Here is a 15107-nt window from a genome sequence, read left to right on the forward strand (position 1 = left end):
AACAGCGAGAGTTACCCTATCCTGATCTTCGCCACCGTCTGAGTTGCTTCAGAGTCAGATAGATGAACGCCGTGAGAATCTTGCCCCGCAAGTTGTTGCGCTCTTCGATGTAATCGGCCAGCCGCTCCATCACCTGGGCCAGGTCACCGGACTCTTCGCCCGCGGCAATCAGCGCCCGATAGATGTCTGGAAAGTCCCGCGGCCGCGCCGCCAGGGCTTCGGCCAGGCGCATGCCGCTGCGCACATCGGCGCGCACCGCGCTCAGGGTCTGGGCGATGTGCTTGCGCTCGGCCTGTTCCACAGTGGCGCTCAACGCCGCTTCCAGCGGCAGGCTTGCTCCCAGCAGGCTCGCCAGTTGGCGGGTGGCCCAGGCCAGGTCGTTGTCCGAAAGCTTGGCGCTGAACAAACCGCCGCCGCTGGTCTGCGCCGTGTTGCGCTCGAGCTGCACCTGCAACGCGGTCAAGCCGCGACTGCGCAACAGATTGAAAGCGGCGCCCTGGCTGTCGGCTTCCAAGTGTCCGGACTCGATTTTGCCCTGGGCGTCAGCGGCCTCGAAACGGTAGCGATTCATCAGGCGTCCCGTGTCACGCGCAGGATTTCTTCAGGGGCCGTGGTGCCACTGCGCACCCAGCGCTCGCCGTCCTCGCGCATGCTGAACATGCCAGCCCGGCGGGCGGCGGCGCGCAGTGCCTGCTCCCCTGCCCCTTGGTGGATCAGCGTGCGAATGTCGTCGTCAATGCAGAACAATTCGTGGATACCCGTGCGGCCGCTGTAGCCGGTCTGGTTACACGTTGGGCACCCCACCGGACGCCAGGTGTCGGGCGTCGCCGGGTCGGGTTGCTTGCACTGCGGGCAGAGCCTGCGCACCAGTCGCTGGGCCAGCACGCCGAGCATCGACGAAGCCAGCAGGAATGGCTCGACGCCCATGTCGATCAAGCGGTTGATGGCCGACACCGCGTCGTTGGTGTGCAACGTCGCCAGCACCAAGTGACCGGTCAGGGAGGCCTGCACGGCGATTTGCGCGGTTTCCAGATCGCGGATTTCACCGATCATGATGATGTCTGGGTCCTGGCGCAGGATCGCCCGCAACGCCAGGGCGAAGGTCATGTCGATCTTGGCGTTGACCTGGATCTGGCTGATGCCCGGCAGGTCGTATTCCACCGGGTCCTCCACGGTGAGGATGTTATGGACGCTGGCGTCCAGCCGGGCCAGGGCGGCGTAGAGGCTGGTGGTTTTGCCACTGCCGGTGGGGCCAGTGACCAGGACAATGCCGTGGGGCTGGCGGATGAGGTGATCGAGCGTGCCCAGCACGCCCGGGTCCATCCCCAGGGGTTCCAGCTGCAGGCGTCCGGCCTGCGTGTCCAGCAAGCGCATCACCACCCGCTCGCCATGGCCGGTGGGCACTGTCGAGACGCGGATATCGATCGGTCGTCCGGCCACGCGCAGGGCGATACGACCGTCCTGGGGCAGGCGTTTTTCGGCGATGTCGAGCTGGGCCATGATCTTGATCCGCGACACCAGCGCACCGTGCAGGGCCTTGCGCGGCGAAACCACATCCCGCAGGGTGCCGTCGACGCGGTAGCGCACCACCGAATGGCTCTCGTAGGGTTCGATGTGGATGTCGCTGGCCTCGTCCCGGGCGGCCTGGGTCAGCAAAGCGTTGATCATGCGGATCACCGGCGCGCCGTCCTGGGTGTCCAGCAGGTCGGTGATCTCGGGAATGTCCTGCATCAACCGGTCGAGATCCACTTCGTTTTCCGCCGCGCCCACGACTGCGGCAGCGCTGCCGGTGTCGGCATAGGCGCTGTTGAGCAAGCCGTCGAGTTCCTCGTCGCGCACCCGTTCCAGCCGCACCTCGCCGAACTGACGGCGCACTTCACTGATGGACCAGCCCGGCGTGGACGGGCATACCATCAACACCGCGCCGTCTTCGGACTGGCGCAACACCAGGCGCTGGGCCTTGGCCCAGGCGTATGGGAGGGTGGTCATGCCGGCAGCTCCTCTATGACTGACATGGCCCCTGTGGCGAGGGAGCTTGCTCCCGCTGGGTTGCGAAGCGACCCCAAACAGGTTGAATGCGATCTGCCTGACGCACCGAGGCGCCAGGTTTCGGGTCTGCTGCGCAGCCCAGCGGGAGCAAGCTCCCTCGCCACAGGTTGAATGCTCATTGTCCAATCGGCTCCGTTGCGGGCACCGCCTTGATCACCGCCCTGGGCGTTTGCAGGCTCACCGGCGCGGTGCCCGGAATCGCCCGGGCCGAGGCTGGCAGTTGCGGCGCCTGGACGTCCGGCAGTGCCCAGCTGCGCTCCGGTTGCAACAGGCCCTGGGCGCGGCGCATGAAGTCGTAGCGATTGAGGGTGATGCCGCGCCCCGCCGCCGTGTCGCGGATGATATAGGGCCGCAGGAACACCATCAGGTTGGTCTTGGTGACCTGCCGCCGTTCGTTGCGAAACAGCGCGCCGATCCCGGGAATGGTCGACAGCCACGGCACCGCGTCGTTGCTCTGGGTGTAACCATCCTGCAGCAGCCCGCCCAGGACCATGATCTGCCCGTCGTCGAGCAGGATGCTGGTGTCGATGGCGCGCTTGTTGGTGACGATGCCCGTGGTACTCGAAGCGCGGTTGTCGACGCTGCTGACTTCCTGATAGATATCGAGCTTGACCGTCCCGCCTTCGGAAATCTGCGGCCGGACGTTGAGCTTCAAGCCCACCTCTTCACGGGTCACGGTCTGGAACGGGATGTTGCTGGTACCGCCCCCGCCGGTGACATAGCTGCCGCTGACGAACGGAATGGTCTGGCCCACGAAAATGCTCGCCGCTTCGTTGTCCAGGGTCAGCAGGTTCGGCGTCGACAGCACGTTGGTGCCGCCCTTGCTCTTCAAGGCCCGGGCCAGGACTTTGAGGTCGAGGATCTTGCCGAGGCCGGGAATGTCCACGGTGCCGTTGACCAAGCCCAGGTTCAGGCCCTGGGGCAACACGTCGCTGCTGGTCTTGCCATTGAGGTTGAGCCCCGTGCCGCCGAGATTGACCCCGCCGATCACGCCACTGCCGCCAAGGTTGCCGGTCTGCCATTGCACACCGAATTCGCTGGCGTCGTCCTCGCCGACCTCGACGATCAGGCTCTCGATCACCACTTGGGCGCGACGCTGGTCCAGCAGGTCGATGACTTCCCGCAGGTTGCGGTACAGCGGGTCCGGCGCGGAGATCAGCAAGGTGTTGGTGGGGGCGTCGGCCTGGATCGTCACGCCGCCGGCGCTGAAGGCGGTGCCCTGCTCACTGTTCGTCGACGTCGTGCTGGTGGAACCGTTGCTGCCCTGGGCGTAGCCATTGCCGCTGCTCGACACACTGCCGCTGGTGGTGCTGCTGGTGCCGTCGCCACTGCTGCCCTGCCCGCCCTGGCCGTTGGTGCTGGCGCCCATGCCGCTGAGCACCGAGCGCGAATTGTCGTTGCCCTCGCCTTCGCTTTCCCCGGTGAGCAAGCCGCGCAGGGCCTGGGCCAGTTTGCCGGCCTGGGCGTTGCGCAGGTACACCACGTGCAGGTTGCTCGGGTTGTTCTGGGCGTTGTCGAGTTTGTAGATCAGGTTGCGCGCCAGCTCCGTGCGCTCGGGGCTGCCGGCGCGAATGATGATGGAATTGGAGCGCGGGTCGCCAATCACGTTGATCTTCTGGGTCTGGTCGCCGCCCTGGGTTTCCAGCAGGTCAGAGACCATTTGCGCGATGTCGACGGCGATGCCGTTGTGGATGGGCACCACGTCGGTGTCGATGGCACTGGGGGTGTCGATGCCTTCGATGAGCTGCGCCCCCCGCGACAGGTTCTCGGCGTAATCGGTGACGACAATGGTGTTGTTGCCCGGGTAGGCATTGATCGGGTTGTTCGGCGACACGATCGGGCGCAGCACCGGGATCAGGTTCACGGCGTTTTCGTATTGCAGGCGGAAGGTGCGGGTCAGCATGCCGTTGCCGGCCGGTTTGTCGGCGCTGTAGATCGGCCCACCGAGCAGCTTGGCGTCGGCCTCGGGCACCACCTGGGCCACGCCGCCGACGTCGACCACGCTGAAACCTTGCATGCGCAGCGCGGCCAGCAGCATGTCGTAGGCCTGGTGGGCCGGGACCTGGCCCTCGGAGACCAGCGTCAGGTTGCCCTTGACCCGCGGGTCCACCAGGAACTGTTGGCCGGTGGAACGGGACAAGGCCCGCACCACCGCCTGGATGTCCGCCTCGACGAAATTCAGCGTCACCGGTTGCTCCCCCAGGGGCGTGCGCGCCGGCGCATTGCCGCGCGGCTCTCGGGCACGGGCGGTGAGGTCGACTTGATGCCGCACTGCCGGCTTGCGTTCACGCCCGTCCTGGGCCCGCTGGCGATCGAGCAATGCATCGCCGCTGCGCTGGGTACTTCCCAACGGAATCCCCAGTTCGCTGTCCACCAGCAACGGTGGCTGCGACGCGGGCGGCGTGCTATTGCAGGCACTCAACGCCAGCAACAACAGCGGTGCAGCCTTGCGCCAATGACGTGGGTATCGGGCCCCTTTCATGAAGCTTCCTTAGCGCTATGCGCCTGATCCATGCGAACGGTTCCGGACAAGGTGCCGGCGCTGTTGTCGTGGTTGTCGAGGGTGTCGGTATTGGCCGGGACGGAACGCTGCAAACGAGCCTCGATCACCTCCAGGGAAAATTGCCGTGGGTTACCCAGCAGCCAACTGATGACCGCCTCCGCCGGGGCCTGGTCGAACGTAAGCTGCCAGGCACCGGGACCCTCGGACATTTGCAATTGGTAGTGCTGGCTCAAGCCGCTGGCGTCCAGGCTCTGGCGCAAGGCGGCTTCGAGGGGCTGGTCTTGGGCAGGCCCCGCGACGTCACGCAACAGCACTTCAAGGGCTTCGGTCTGTGAGCGCAGCTTCGGGGTTTCGGTTTGCCAATAGGCGATGGTCTTCAGCGGCGGCTGGATCAGTGCGAGCCAGACCAGACAGCCACCCAACACCAGCGCAGCCAGGGCCACGGCGGCTTGTTCGCGGGCGGCAAGCCCCTGCCAGAAGGTGCGCAATTGCGTGCGAAAGGTTTGCCAACGGACCCGCGCCAGGGCCAGGGAGTGCTTATTCATCGTCGGCGTCCGGGGTTTCGTCGGGGGCGTCCTGGCCCGCTGGCGCCACGCGCAGGACCCAGCCCTGGTCGACGGCGGCGATGTCGCTGCCGGCCTGGGCCAGGGGGATTTTCCAATCATCGTCGGCGGCGGGCTTCTGCGCCTCGGCCACGACATTCAGGCGCAACTCCCCGTTATCGAACGCCAGCGCCTGGACATTGCCGCTCAGGAACGGCATGGCGCTGCCCGCTTGCTGCACCAGGCTGGCAAAGCGTTGGGCCGGGTCAGTCGCCGCGCCGCTCTGGCGTGCTGCGATTTGCTGGCGCGCCTGCTGCAGCGGGTTGAGGATCACCGGCAATTCGGGAAACGCCTGCTTCACCCGCTGGCTCATCTGCGCCTTGAGCCGTTGGCCTTGGGCCGCTTCACGGGCGGCGGAAAGGTTCAGCCCGACCACCCACACCGCCAGCGCTGACGCGCAGATCGCCGCCGCCCGGCCCCAACCACCGCGCTCGGCCGCGCTGCGGGACAGGCCGGCATGCAAGCCCCAACCCGGCGCAGGGCCAGTCCAGCGTTGGCTGTCAGCCAAGGTGTCGAGGGAAGATTGCGGTGGAACTTCACCCACCCAATGCAGCCCGCGCCCCATCTCCAACAGCCACTCGTCCAGCGCCTCTTCCTGCAACGGTTGCACCACGGCGTGCTGCAGGCCATGGCGCACCAGCAGATGACCGTCCTCGATGCCGGCCACCGGCCCCGGCAGCACCGGCAAGGCGTAGGCCGCCGGGTAGAGGCCACTTAGCTTCAAGCCGGCCTGCTGCACCAGCCGCCCCAGGTGGGCGAGGGATTCACGGTCCAGCCAGGCGATCTGCACCTGTCCGTCGACGTCACGCGGACCGTGGGCCACCTGCATGTGTTCGCTGGCACCGAGCATCAAGGCCTGGGCCGCGCACGTCACCGCTGCGGTGATCTTGGCCGCCGGCAACAGCGGCAACTCCAGGCGAGTCAGCAGGCTGTCGCGAGGGTGAAGGAAACATTCCACTGAAAGATTTTTACCGCCCTGGCCCAACGCCCGCAGGCTGCTATGGCCTTGCTCGCGGACCTGGCCCTGGCGATCCAGCCAGGCAAACGCCACCACGCTGTCGAGATTCAGGCTGGCCAACGGCGCCAGGCCGATGCGCAAGCGGGTCATACGCCCACCCTTGACCAGATCACCTGGGGCAAGCGGTCCTCGCTGCGTTGCAGCAACGCCTCCAGTTCAACCCGGCGCTGACCACTGCGCGCCTGGCCCCGCAGGCGAAACCAGTCGCTGGTGATACCGACCTTGACGTTGGCGGTGTCCAATTCGGGCATGCGCAGGCGATTGACGAAATCCCCGCGGTTGATAAACCAGTGGCCGCCGTCGCGCTCCCTGACCAGCGCCTCGGCCCGCTGCAGCGACAGCCCCGGCACGTAGGCGGCCAACACTGGAGCGCTGGCGGTGTTGCCATTGATCCAGGTATTGGCCGGCAAGATCGTCACGTAGGGCGCCAGGGTGTCCAGCAACCGAGGGGTGACGCCCTTGACGCTGCGCAAGTCTTGCAAGGTGCGCAGCATCGGACGCGTCGGTGAAAGCGGCTTGTTGGCGGCCAACGGCGACGTTTCGCGGCCACTGTCGAATGTATTGCCCTGTGGTGCCTGGTCCGACCGCTGCGGATTCAACAAGCGCGGATACGCCTCGACCACCCGTTCGACGATGCGTGTACGGACCGTCGCGGCCACGCCCAACTGCTGGCACAGGCGTTCAAACGCCTGCACTTGTTCCTCGTCCACGCGCTCATTGGCGACGAGGTTGCGCAGGTTGAACTTGCCTTGCTCGTCTTCCAACTGGCCTTCGAACGGCGTGTCGATTTGATCCGAACCCGGCATCACGATGGGTTTCGCCCAAGGTTGGCCGAAGCGCGTCAGGGGATCGCGCTGACGGGCGTCCCAGAGCAATTGGCGACTCAGTTGCAAACCGCCCTGCAAGCGCGCCGTACCCTGGACGCGCAACTGCTCCGCTTCCAGGCTGCGGGTGAACAGGGTCTGGCGGGTCAACATGCCGCCGGCGATCACCGCCACCACCGTGGCGATCAGCAAGGCACTGATCACCGCCATGCCGCGCTGCTTCGCCGCGAAGGGCGAATCCGTTCGCATCACGGCCCTTATAACTGCCAGGAGCCAATGTCGGCATTCACGCCGTCGCCGTCAGGCTGGCCGTCGGCCCCCAGGGAAAAGATATCGACTTCGCCGTTGGCACCGGGGTTGAGGTAATTGTAGGGGCGTCCCCACGGATCATTGGGCAGGCGTTCGAGGTAGGAGCGCCAGGTGCCGTTTTTCGCATCGGCCGGTTTCTCCACCAGTACCTTGAGGCCCTGGTTCATGTTCGGGTAACTGCCGTGGTCCAGGCGGTACAGCTTCAAGGCTTGCATCAGGCCGCCAATGTCCTGTTTCGCCGCTGTTGCCCGCGCCTGGTCGGGACGGTCAAGCACCTTGGGCACCACCATCGCCGCCAGGATGCCGAGGATCACCACCACGACCATGATTTCGATCAGGGTGAAACCCAACTGCCCGCGAGGGCCTCGGGAACGGGCGTTATAACGGGCGATCTGCATCTCGACGGTCCTTCGCTGGATTCGATTCGAGGCGCAGTGTTGCAAGAAAATATGTCAGTGATATTGAAATTGCTCAGGAGCTTGCGTCGTCAATCGGTCACGAACGCCGGCTAGCCTTGAAGGCTGCCCTCGCCCTAGAGCCCGTGCCATGCCACGCCCTGCTCCGCAAGCCGGCTTCACCCTGATCGAAGTGCTGGTGGCCCTGGCGATCATCGCCGTGGCCATGTCGGCCGCCGTGCGCGTGGCCGCCGTGATGACCCAGAGCAACGGCTTGCTGCGAGACAAGTCCATCGCCCTGCTCACCGCCCGCAGCCAACTGGCACAACTGCGTCTGGAAGGCGGTTCTGCCCCGGGCTCGAAAGTGTTCGAGTGCGACCAGGGGCGCTTGCGGCTGCGCTGCGAACAGACCCTGCGTCCGGCGGAAAACGGCCGGTTGCTGCGGGTTGAACTGAGCGTGTCGGACCGCACCCGTGAAGCACCGCCGTTGGCGCGGTTGGAGACGTTGGTCAGCCGGGAGAAATAAGGAGAGGCAATGCGATCCCCTGTGGCGAGGGAGCTTGCTCCCGCTGGGCCGGTCCGACGCCTCGGGCGAAGCGGCCCCAAGATCCTGCGGTCGCTACGCAACCGAGCGGGAGCAAGCTCCCTCGCCACAGGTCAGTGCTGACTTTCGGGCCGGGTTAGCGAGGGCAAACTCACTGAATCCGGCAACCGCGCCAGGACCAGCCGGGTCCGTTCGTTGCCGCGCTCGATGACCACCGCCTGCGCCTCGATCGCCACCAAGCGTACCCCTTGGGCCACGCGCTCACCCACCAGGAAACTGCGCGGCGGTCCGTCGTTGAGGCTGAGGATGGCCACGGAAGCGTGGCTGCCGGCCATCACGCCGCTGACCTTGATGTCCACCGGTGCCGGTTGGCTGGAGACCCATTGCAGCGCCGGGTTATCGGAACGCTCGGCCATGCGGTGCGGGGCGACGTCCGGCGTGCGCGACTCGGCCGACGTGAGCAGCAGCGACGACCAGGTCGCCACCCCGGCCAACGCCGCCAACAAGCCCACGGCCTGGACGATTTGCGCCGGGGATACACGCTCGATGAACGCCAAGGCCTGAATCTCCTTGTCTTGATTCCAGCTTGCAGCGTACGCGGCAATTCTCTCCGTTTTATTTCACATCCTTATCATCTTCGCCGTGCAGGATGAGGCTCACGCAAAGGAGCGCCCATGAACCTCGGCAAGCAACGCGGTTTCACCCTGATCGAACTGATGGTCGTGCTGGTGATTGTCGGCATCGCCAGCGCCGCCGTAAGCCTGAGCATCAAGCCGGACCCGTTGAAATTGCTACGCCAGGATGGCGAACGACTGGTGCAGCTGTTGCAACTGGCCCAGACCGAAGCCCGCAGCGACGGGCGGCCGATTACCTGGCGCTGGGACGCCAAGGGCTTTGGCTTCAGTCGCCGCGCGGACCAAGGCACTGGGGCCGATCGCTTCGAGGACGACCCGCAACTGCATCGACGTCGCTGGCAGAGCCCGTCGATGGAGGTTCGCGTGGAGCCCAGGCAGCGGGTCGTGCTGAATGCCGAATGGATCGGCGAGCCCTTGCAGATCCGTTTGTCGGACGGCCAGAACAGTCTCACCGTGCAACGCAGTGCCGCCGGGCGGGTGCAGCTCCAATGAGCGCGCGGGAGACCGGCTTCACCTTGCTGGAAGTGATGGTGGCGATCCTGCTGATGGCGGTGGTCAGCCTGATCGCCTGGCGCGGGCTGGACAGCGTGACTCGGGCCGACAGCCATTTGCAGGCCAGCACCGAGCAGACCGAAGCGTTGCTGCGGGCCTTGAATCAACTGGAGCGCGACGTCGACCTGCGCGCCAGCATCGAGCTGAGTGAACCGGTCAACCCCGGCGCCGACGACGCGCCCGCCACCGCCCCACCCGCCCTCCCCGTGCGCAGCACCGAGGGCCGGGGCTTTCGCCTGGATGTGATCCGCGTGGCGGCGGCCCAGGAAGGCGAGTTGCAACGGGTGCGCTGGTGGCTCAAGGGCGACACGCTTTACCGCGCCCAAGGCCAGGCCCGCAATCGCTACCCCCTGCCCGCACCCGGCCCGGGCGTGGCGGTGCTCAGCGCCGTCAGCGATGCCGGGCTGCGGTACTGGGACACGGAAAAAGGCGGGCGCAAACTCAGCGGCAACCGCCAGGAAAACCCCGCGGGCATCGAGATCAGCCTGACTCGCCAGACGCCTCAGGGGCCTGAAACCTATCGACAGGTGCTTGGACCGCTGGAGTAATTCGCAGGTGCACCGCCGAACCCTTGTGGGAGCGAGCCTGCTCGCGAAAGCGGCGGGTCAGTTGGTGATGATGTTGGATGTACCGGCCTCATCGCGAGCAAGCTCGCTCCCACATTTGATCTGTGTTGTGCCTAGAACTTGAGGTCACACCCGATAACCCTGTGGGAGCGAGCTTGCTCGCGATGAGGCCGGCCCAGGCACTGCGGGGCGGGGCTCAGCTCAGCACCACCACCCCACCCGGCAATTCGGTGCATTTGGCGCCGTAGGCATCGCGGATCAACAGCGCCACGCCCGCCAGTTGGTCGAGGCGAAAGCGTGCCTGGACCTTGCGCTGGCCCAGCTCGCGGTTGAGCAGCAGCAACATGCCGGGGCGATAGCGGTTGATTTCATCGATGACGCTGGCCAGGGTCGCATCGTTGAACACCAAGACCTGCTCACGCCAGGCAACGGCCGCCGACACATCGGCACGCTCGGGAGTGCCCACCTGGCGCGGGTCGTAGGTCAACTGCATGCCCGGCTCCAAACGAAACCGCTGGCCTTGCACCTCGACCTGCACCACGCCCTCCAGGCAAGTCGCGCAGACGCTCTGGTCGGTGTAGCGGATGTTGAAGCGTGCCCGGGCGGCGCTGATCCAACCGGCGCCGGCCTGGACGCTGACCACCTGGGCACTGCGCCCCTGCACTTCAATCTCGCCACTGAGCAATTCCAACCCTTGCCCGCCATCGGCCAGCGAACGGTGACTGAGGCGAGTCTGGGTATTGAGTTCCAGGCTGACGCCCTCGGCCAGTTCCACCCGGCGCTGTTCGCCGACGTCGGTGACGTAGTCGGCCCCCAGCCCGGAGACACCGCCGGGCACCGTGGCGCGGATCAACAGGAACGCCGCCGATGCAGCGATTGCCCCACCCAACAACGCCCGCCGGCCGAAATGCCGGGGCGCCTGCAATGCGGTGGCGGCGGGTTGCAGCCCCTGCCACAGTGCCTTGGCCTGCTCAAAAGCCCGCGCATGCTCGGGGCTTTGCCCGCACCATTGGCGCAAGGCCCTGGCATCGGCCACGGTGGCACGTCCCGAGGTCAGCAGGATCAGCCAATCTCGGGCCTCGCTGGCCAATCGGGCCTGGGGCGTGGCGTCAGGGGAAGCGATGCTGAAGATGTTCAAGCGCACACACACTCATGAAAGGGTCGGGTCTCTACTCTCAAGACGGTTTTCCCGCGCCGGGACCGAACCGCTGAATGACTTTTCTTTCCAGGCGCAGGGCGCAATGCCCCAGCGCCGCCTTGATTTCCTTCTCCACCATACGGGTGGAGATACCGAAACGCTGGGAGATTTCCAAGTGCGGCGCTTCTTCCAGGCGGGCGGCGATGAAAATCCTGCGACGCCGCGCCGGCAGTTCGTACAAGGCCTTGAGCAACGTCTGCAACTCCTTCTGCCCACCCACCACCCGTGCCGGGTCCAACGCTTCATCCGAGACCTGCAGCAACTCCTCGATTTCATCCCCCGTGAGCAAGCGTGCATCGGCCTGCCGACGGTCAGCGGCAATGTTCAGGGCCATGCGATACAAATAGGCATTGGGCTGGGCGATGTCCGACGTGTCGACCATCCGATCGACCCGTAGGTAGGTTTCATGCAGCACATCGTTGGCCAGCTCCTCGGACCCCAGGCGCCGGCGCAAGCGCACCCGGAAATCCTCATAGGAGGTGAGGAACAGCTTCACCAACGGGCTGCGGCCGATGTCTTTCATCGCCCGGGCACCCCTTCCCCTGTTGTGCATTCCATGCTTCTTCCTGATGAGTCGGGTAACAAAAGCAGGGTCACCGGCTGGCGCAGCGAACTGGGTGCCGGGCGGTCGATCCTGAGGTTCTGCAAGCTATCGACCAGGGCCTTGTCCCGCATCAGGTCGCCCGTGGAACTGACCAGGCGGCTGTGCTGGACCACGCCGTCCCGGCCGATCCACATTTGCAGCACCGCCCGGAAACTGCCCGGGCGGGTCAACGGTGAACCACATAAATTGCGCTGTATGACCATCTGGATGGCGGCTGCGTAGTTACTGTCACCCAAGCCCGGGGTAACGCCGGCAGGCAACGGCACCTCGCGGACCCGCACCGGCTGCAACGTAAACGCATCCGCCCGGGCATAATGCGCCGCCAGCCCGGTGCCGCTGAGCAACACCCGCAACCCTTCGGAAGGTGTGAACCGCCCCCGCACGCCCAGCGTATGGCGCTGGTCCGATAGCTGCTGGTCAACCAGCACGGCCATGCCGGTAAAACGACTGAACTGTTCCAGCGCCGTGGTCAATTCCTGGGGCGCGATATCCAGCTCTACCCAGTCGACTGCCTGGGCCGGCACGCTCAGCAGACACAGCAACACCACCAGCCACCCCAAGGGCGCCCCGGTCAATCCACGTCCTCGTCCGCCCCCGGCTCTGCCCTGCTGCACGACTGACGTATCCGTTGAAAATCGTCATCCTGAGGGGTGTTTATGAATGTCGTATGACAACTGATACAAATCCTCCAGGCCGCACTAGACTGATGCCCTGACAACGAACCGTCTTGCATGGCGGACCAGGAGGTCGGTGATGAAACAGTGGATGAAAACGGCGGCAGGCCTCGGGCTGCTCATGGCCATGCCCTGGGCCCAGGGCGAAGAAGCCCCGGGCTGTATCGAGGTGACCGTCGGTGGCTACAAGACGCCCGACTACAACTGCCTGAGCCGGCAGATGGGTAATGACCCCGAGGCCGCAACCGCAGCGCAACGGGCCCAGGAGACCATGAACGTGCCGGTCAACGAACGCGCGCCGAACAGCGTCGGCCTGGCGACCCCGGCGGCCACGGGGGTGCGCATGGGCTATACGTTTGGCACCTCGGTCAAGCCCCAGCGGCCGCCAGTACCGGCCAACACCTCCCCGCTGCCCAAATAACGACACGGCTTTTTGTGGCGAGGGTGCTTGCTCCCGCTGGGCCGGTCCGACGCCTCGGGCGCAGCCGTTCGCTGATACACATCGAGCGGGAGCAAGCTCCCTCGCCACAGGGATCACTTCAGAGCCTGATCCAGATAATCACCCCCCCGGACTCTGGCGAAAACTCACCGCCAGCCGGTTCCAGCTGTTGATGGTGCTGATCGCCAGGGTCAGGTCCACCAGTTCCTCCTCGCTGAAGCAGGCCCGGGCCTGGGCGTAGACGTCGTCGGGGACTTGGCTTTGGGCCAACAGCGTCACCGCCTCGGTCCAGGCCAGGCCTGCGCGTTCGCGGGCCGTGAAGAAACCGCTGTCGCGCCATACCGCCACCGCGTAGAGCCGCCGTTCGGTTTCGCCCTGGCGTCGCGCCTCCACCGAATGCATGTCGGTGCAGAAGGCGCAGCCATTGAGTTGCGAAGCGCGGATCTTGATCAGGTGCAGCAGCGCCGGCTCGATACTCAGGCGACTGGTCAGGGCTTCCAGGCCGATCATCGCGCGCATCGCCCCGGGGGAGGCAGTGTAGTAATCCAGACGCGGGCTCATGGCGGGCTCCGTGGCATTCGAGCGTTCCACGGTAGGCCCTGGGGTCGGTCAATGACAGGTCCAATTCGGCGAAAAAGCCGGAGACAAGTCCAATCGGCGGGATTTTCCCCACGCAACTTCAACGCAATCGCACAATGCGGGTAATCTTGCGCTTTTGACGCTGGCCGCCGACCAATCGCCCAGGAGCTTGCGGGTATGGAACTTCATGTTGTCATCAACGGCCGCAAGGACCTGTCGGGCCAGTTGTATCAACAATTGCGCAGCGCCATCGAGAGCGGCCGCCGGGCCGCCGGCACCCAGCTGCCGCCCAGTCGCCTGCTGGCCGAGCAACTGGGGGTTTCGCGCAAGACCGTTTCCGACACCTACGCCCAACTGACCTACGAAAATTTCCTCACTGGCATTATCGGCAAAGGCACCTACGTCAATGCGCGACCGGCCAAAGTGGTACGCAAGCAAAGCCACCGCGAACTGGCCGGTGCCGATGTCGTCGAGGCCTGGCGCACCATGCCCGACCTGATGCGCCATCCTACCCTCGAAGGTGCGCTGCGCTACGACTTCATCGGTGGCGCCACCGGCAAGGGCCAGTTTCCGCTGGACGACTGGCGGCGCTGCACCGCCCACGCGCTGCGCCAGATCGCCAGCGCCAAGGGCTTCTACAGCCAGCCCGAAGGCCTGCCGGCGCTGCGCAATGCCATTGCCCGGCATATCGCGTTTTCCCGCGGGGTCAATTGCCAGGACGAAGACGTCGTGGTGTGCAACGGCGCGCAGCAAGCCCTGGACTTGATCTCGCGGGTATTGACCCGTCCCGGCAGCCTGGTGGCCATGGAAGACCCCGGCTATCCGCCGGCGCGGTTGCTGTTCGGCTCCCAGGGCGCCACGGTGGCCGGGGTGCCGGTGGACGAACAAGGCCTGCGGGTGGACCTTATCCCCGACGGCACGCGGTTGATCTACGTAACGCCCTCCCACCAGTTTCCCCTGGGCATGCCCATGAGCCAGGCCCGTCGCGAGGCTTTGCTGGCGCGGGCCTATGAGTTGGGGGCGATCATCATCGAAGACGACTACGACAGCGAATTCCGCTACGAAGGCCGGCCCGCCGACTCGTTGCAAAGCCTGGATGAGCGCGGGATCGTCGCGTACGTCGGCACCTTCTCCAAGACCCTGTTGCCGGAGCTGCGACTCGGCTATGCGATCCTGCCACCGGCGATCCTTGAAGCCGTGATCCTGGCCAAGCGCCTCACCGACCAGCACACCTCCACCCTGCCCCAGTGGGCGTTGGCGAAGTTCATTGCCGAAGGTTGCCTGCTCAAGCACATCCGTCGCTGCCACACCCTGTATGCCGGGCGCCGCGAGCGGATTCTGGCGCGCATGGCCGGGGACTTGTCGCCCTGGTTCGAGGCCGTGCCGACCACCGCGGGCTTTCATATGGCGGTGTTGTGCAAGGTGCCGATGGATCTGGCGCTGGTGATCGAGCTGGCGAGAAAAGCCGAGGTCGGGCTCTACAGCCTCGAGGGTTTTTTCAATGATGTGCCCGTACGACCGGGCCTGTTCTTCGGTTTCGGTGCGATCGAAACCCTGGACATCGATGTCGCCCTGGACCGTTTGCGCGACATTCTGCAGCAGGTGGCGTGAGAATT

16 protein-coding genes and 1 pseudogene are annotated in these 15107 nt (G+C 65.5%); 5 read left to right on the forward strand and 12 right to left on the reverse strand.

Annotated features, from left to right (window positions below):
- Nucleotides 1-58: 58 nt before the first annotated feature.
- From HGO40_RS24445 to gspG, 7 genes and pseudogenes are all read right to left on the reverse strand, one after another.
- Nucleotides 59-571 (reverse strand): annotated as a pseudogene (locus HGO40_RS24445) (type II secretion system F family protein); the annotation flags it as partial.
- Nucleotides 571-1989 (reverse strand): type II secretion system ATPase GspE, encoded by a 1419-nt coding sequence (gene gspE, locus HGO40_RS24450; protein WP_250965111.1) that lies wholly within the window; start codon nucleotides 1987-1989, stop codon nucleotides 571-573. The gene gspE and the pseudogene HGO40_RS24445, both read right to left, overlap by 1 nt.
- A 175-nt stretch (nucleotides 1990-2164) precedes the next feature.
- Nucleotides 2165-4531 carry a type II secretion system secretin GspD gene (gene gspD / locus HGO40_RS24455; protein WP_250965112.1) on the reverse strand — a complete coding sequence of 789 codons (2367 nt, stop codon included), beginning with the start codon at nucleotides 4529-4531 and terminating at the stop codon, nucleotides 2165-2167.
- Nucleotides 4528-5097 (reverse strand): type II secretion system protein M, encoded by a 570-nt coding sequence (locus tag HGO40_RS24460; protein WP_250965113.1) that lies wholly within the window; start codon nucleotides 5095-5097, stop codon nucleotides 4528-4530. Before HGO40_RS24460 ends, gspD begins: the two co-directional genes overlap by 4 nt.
- Nucleotides 5090-6262: a type II secretion system protein GspL gene (gene gspL, locus HGO40_RS24465; protein WP_250965114.1), complete on the reverse strand. Its 1173-nt coding sequence runs from the start codon at nucleotides 6260-6262 to the stop codon at nucleotides 5090-5092. Before gspL ends, HGO40_RS24460 begins: the two co-directional genes overlap by 8 nt.
- The gene (gene gspK / locus HGO40_RS24470) at nucleotides 6259-7245 is read right to left on the reverse strand and encodes a type II secretion system minor pseudopilin GspK (protein WP_250965115.1); all 987 of its coding nucleotides are present in this window, start codon (nucleotides 7243-7245) and stop codon (nucleotides 6259-6261) included. The genes gspL and gspK overlap by 4 nt, the downstream gene beginning before the upstream one ends.
- An 8-nt stretch (nucleotides 7246-7253) precedes the next feature.
- On the reverse strand, nucleotides 7254-7703 hold the full coding sequence (gene gspG, locus HGO40_RS24475; RefSeq protein WP_250965116.1) for a type II secretion system major pseudopilin GspG: 450 nt from the start codon (nucleotides 7701-7703) through the stop codon (nucleotides 7254-7256).
- A gap of 148 nt (nucleotides 7704-7851) precedes the next feature.
- Here gspG and gspI point away from each other — a divergent pair, with 148 nt between their 5' ends.
- Complete coding sequence (gspI, locus tag HGO40_RS24480; protein ID WP_250965117.1) at nucleotides 7852-8226, forward strand: type II secretion system minor pseudopilin GspI; 375 nt, start codon at nucleotides 7852-7854, stop codon at nucleotides 8224-8226.
- 131 nt (nucleotides 8227-8357) lie between these two features.
- On the opposite strand, the gene HGO40_RS24485 is transcribed toward gspI, so the two are convergent.
- Nucleotides 8358-8801, reverse strand: a complete 444-nt coding sequence (locus tag HGO40_RS24485) for a type II secretion system protein N (RefSeq protein WP_250965118.1) — start codon at nucleotides 8799-8801, stop codon at nucleotides 8358-8360.
- A gap of 117 nt (nucleotides 8802-8918) precedes the next feature.
- Here HGO40_RS24485 and gspH point away from each other — a divergent pair, with 117 nt between their 5' ends.
- The gene (gspH, locus tag HGO40_RS24490; RefSeq protein ID WP_250965119.1) at nucleotides 8919-9371 is read left to right on the forward strand and encodes a type II secretion system minor pseudopilin GspH; all 453 of its coding nucleotides are present in this window, start codon (nucleotides 8919-8921) and stop codon (nucleotides 9369-9371) included.
- Nucleotides 9368-9979, forward strand: coding sequence for a type II secretion system protein GspJ (locus HGO40_RS24495; protein WP_250965120.1), 612 nt, complete (start codon nucleotides 9368-9370; stop codon nucleotides 9977-9979). The genes gspH and HGO40_RS24495 overlap by 4 nt, the downstream gene beginning before the upstream one ends.
- Before the next feature lie 214 nt (nucleotides 9980-10193).
- Here the strand turns inward: HGO40_RS24495 and HGO40_RS24500 are convergent, their stop codons facing one another.
- From HGO40_RS24500 to HGO40_RS24510, 3 genes are read right to left on the reverse strand one after another with little or no spacing between them, the layout of a single operon-like run.
- Nucleotides 10194-11135: a FecR family protein gene (locus tag HGO40_RS24500; protein WP_250965132.1), complete on the reverse strand. Its 942-nt coding sequence runs from the start codon at nucleotides 11133-11135 to the stop codon at nucleotides 10194-10196.
- A gap of 37 nt (nucleotides 11136-11172) precedes the next feature.
- Entirely contained in the window at nucleotides 11173-11718 is a 546-nt protein-coding gene (locus tag HGO40_RS24505; RefSeq protein ID WP_053119708.1) for a sigma-70 family RNA polymerase sigma factor, read from the reverse strand.
- Entirely contained in the window at nucleotides 11715-12347 is a 633-nt protein-coding gene (locus HGO40_RS24510; protein WP_250965133.1) for an STN domain-containing protein, read from the reverse strand. The genes HGO40_RS24505 and HGO40_RS24510 overlap by 4 nt, the downstream gene beginning before the upstream one ends.
- A gap of 205 nt (nucleotides 12348-12552) precedes the next feature.
- On the opposite strand from HGO40_RS24510, the gene HGO40_RS24515 reads away from it, so the two are divergent.
- A complete protein-coding gene (locus HGO40_RS24515; RefSeq protein ID WP_250965121.1) occupies nucleotides 12553-12894 on the forward strand; it encodes a hypothetical protein in 342 nt (113 codons plus the stop codon).
- A gap of 138 nt (nucleotides 12895-13032) precedes the next feature.
- Here the strand turns inward: HGO40_RS24515 and HGO40_RS24520 are convergent, their stop codons facing one another.
- Nucleotides 13033-13473, reverse strand: coding sequence for a carboxymuconolactone decarboxylase family protein (locus HGO40_RS24520; RefSeq protein WP_250965122.1), 441 nt, complete (start codon nucleotides 13471-13473; stop codon nucleotides 13033-13035).
- 195 nt (nucleotides 13474-13668) lie between these two features.
- Between HGO40_RS24520 and pdxR the strand changes: the two genes are divergently transcribed.
- Nucleotides 13669-15102, forward strand: a complete 1434-nt coding sequence (pdxR, locus tag HGO40_RS24525; protein WP_250965123.1) for a MocR-like pyridoxine biosynthesis transcription factor PdxR — start codon at nucleotides 13669-13671, stop codon at nucleotides 15100-15102.
- Nucleotides 15103-15107 lie beyond the last annotated feature (5 nt).

It is taken from the genome of Pseudomonas sp. CG7 (genome assembly GCF_023701885.1).
GTDB classification, from domain to species: Bacteria; Pseudomonadota; Gammaproteobacteria; order Pseudomonadales; family Pseudomonadaceae; genus Aquipseudomonas; species Aquipseudomonas zanjanensis.

Bases quoted from the DNA above. Each gene is read 5' to 3' on its own strand.
- HGO40_RS24515 (WP_250965121.1), top strand. From the start codon at position 12,553: ATGAAACAGTGGATGAAAACGGCGGCAGGCCTCGGGCTGCTCATGGCC.
- HGO40_RS24520 (WP_250965122.1), bottom strand. From the start codon at position 13,473: ATGAGCCCGCGTCTGGATTACTACACTGCCTCCCCCGGGGCGATGCGC.
- HGO40_RS24460 (WP_250965113.1), bottom strand. From the start codon at position 5,097: ATGAATAAGCACTCCCTGGCCCTGGCGCGGGTCCGTTGGCAAACCTTT.
- gspH (WP_250965119.1), top strand. From the start codon at position 8,919: ATGAACCTCGGCAAGCAACGCGGTTTCACCCTGATCGAACTGATGGTC.
- HGO40_RS24505 (WP_053119708.1), bottom strand. From the start codon at position 11,718: ATGAAAGACATCGGCCGCAGCCCGTTGGTGAAGCTGTTCCTCACCTCC.
- gspE (WP_250965111.1), bottom strand. From the start codon at position 1,989: ATGACCACCCTCCCATACGCCTGGGCCAAGGCCCAGCGCCTGGTGTTG.
- HGO40_RS24495 (WP_250965120.1), top strand. From the start codon at position 9,368: ATGAGCGCGCGGGAGACCGGCTTCACCTTGCTGGAAGTGATGGTGGCG.
- gspG (WP_250965116.1), bottom strand. From the start codon at position 7,703: ATGCAGATCGCCCGTTATAACGCCCGTTCCCGAGGCCCTCGCGGGCAG.
- gspK (WP_250965115.1), bottom strand. From the start codon at position 7,245: ATGCGAACGGATTCGCCCTTCGCGGCGAAGCAGCGCGGCATGGCGGTG.
- gspL (WP_250965114.1), bottom strand. From the start codon at position 6,262: ATGACCCGCTTGCGCATCGGCCTGGCGCCGTTGGCCAGCCTGAATCTC.
- gspI (WP_250965117.1), top strand. From the start codon at position 7,852: ATGCCACGCCCTGCTCCGCAAGCCGGCTTCACCCTGATCGAAGTGCTG.
- gspD (WP_250965112.1), bottom strand. From the start codon at position 4,531: ATGAAAGGGGCCCGATACCCACGTCATTGGCGCAAGGCTGCACCGCTG.
- pdxR (WP_250965123.1), top strand. From the start codon at position 13,669: ATGGAACTTCATGTTGTCATCAACGGCCGCAAGGACCTGTCGGGCCAG.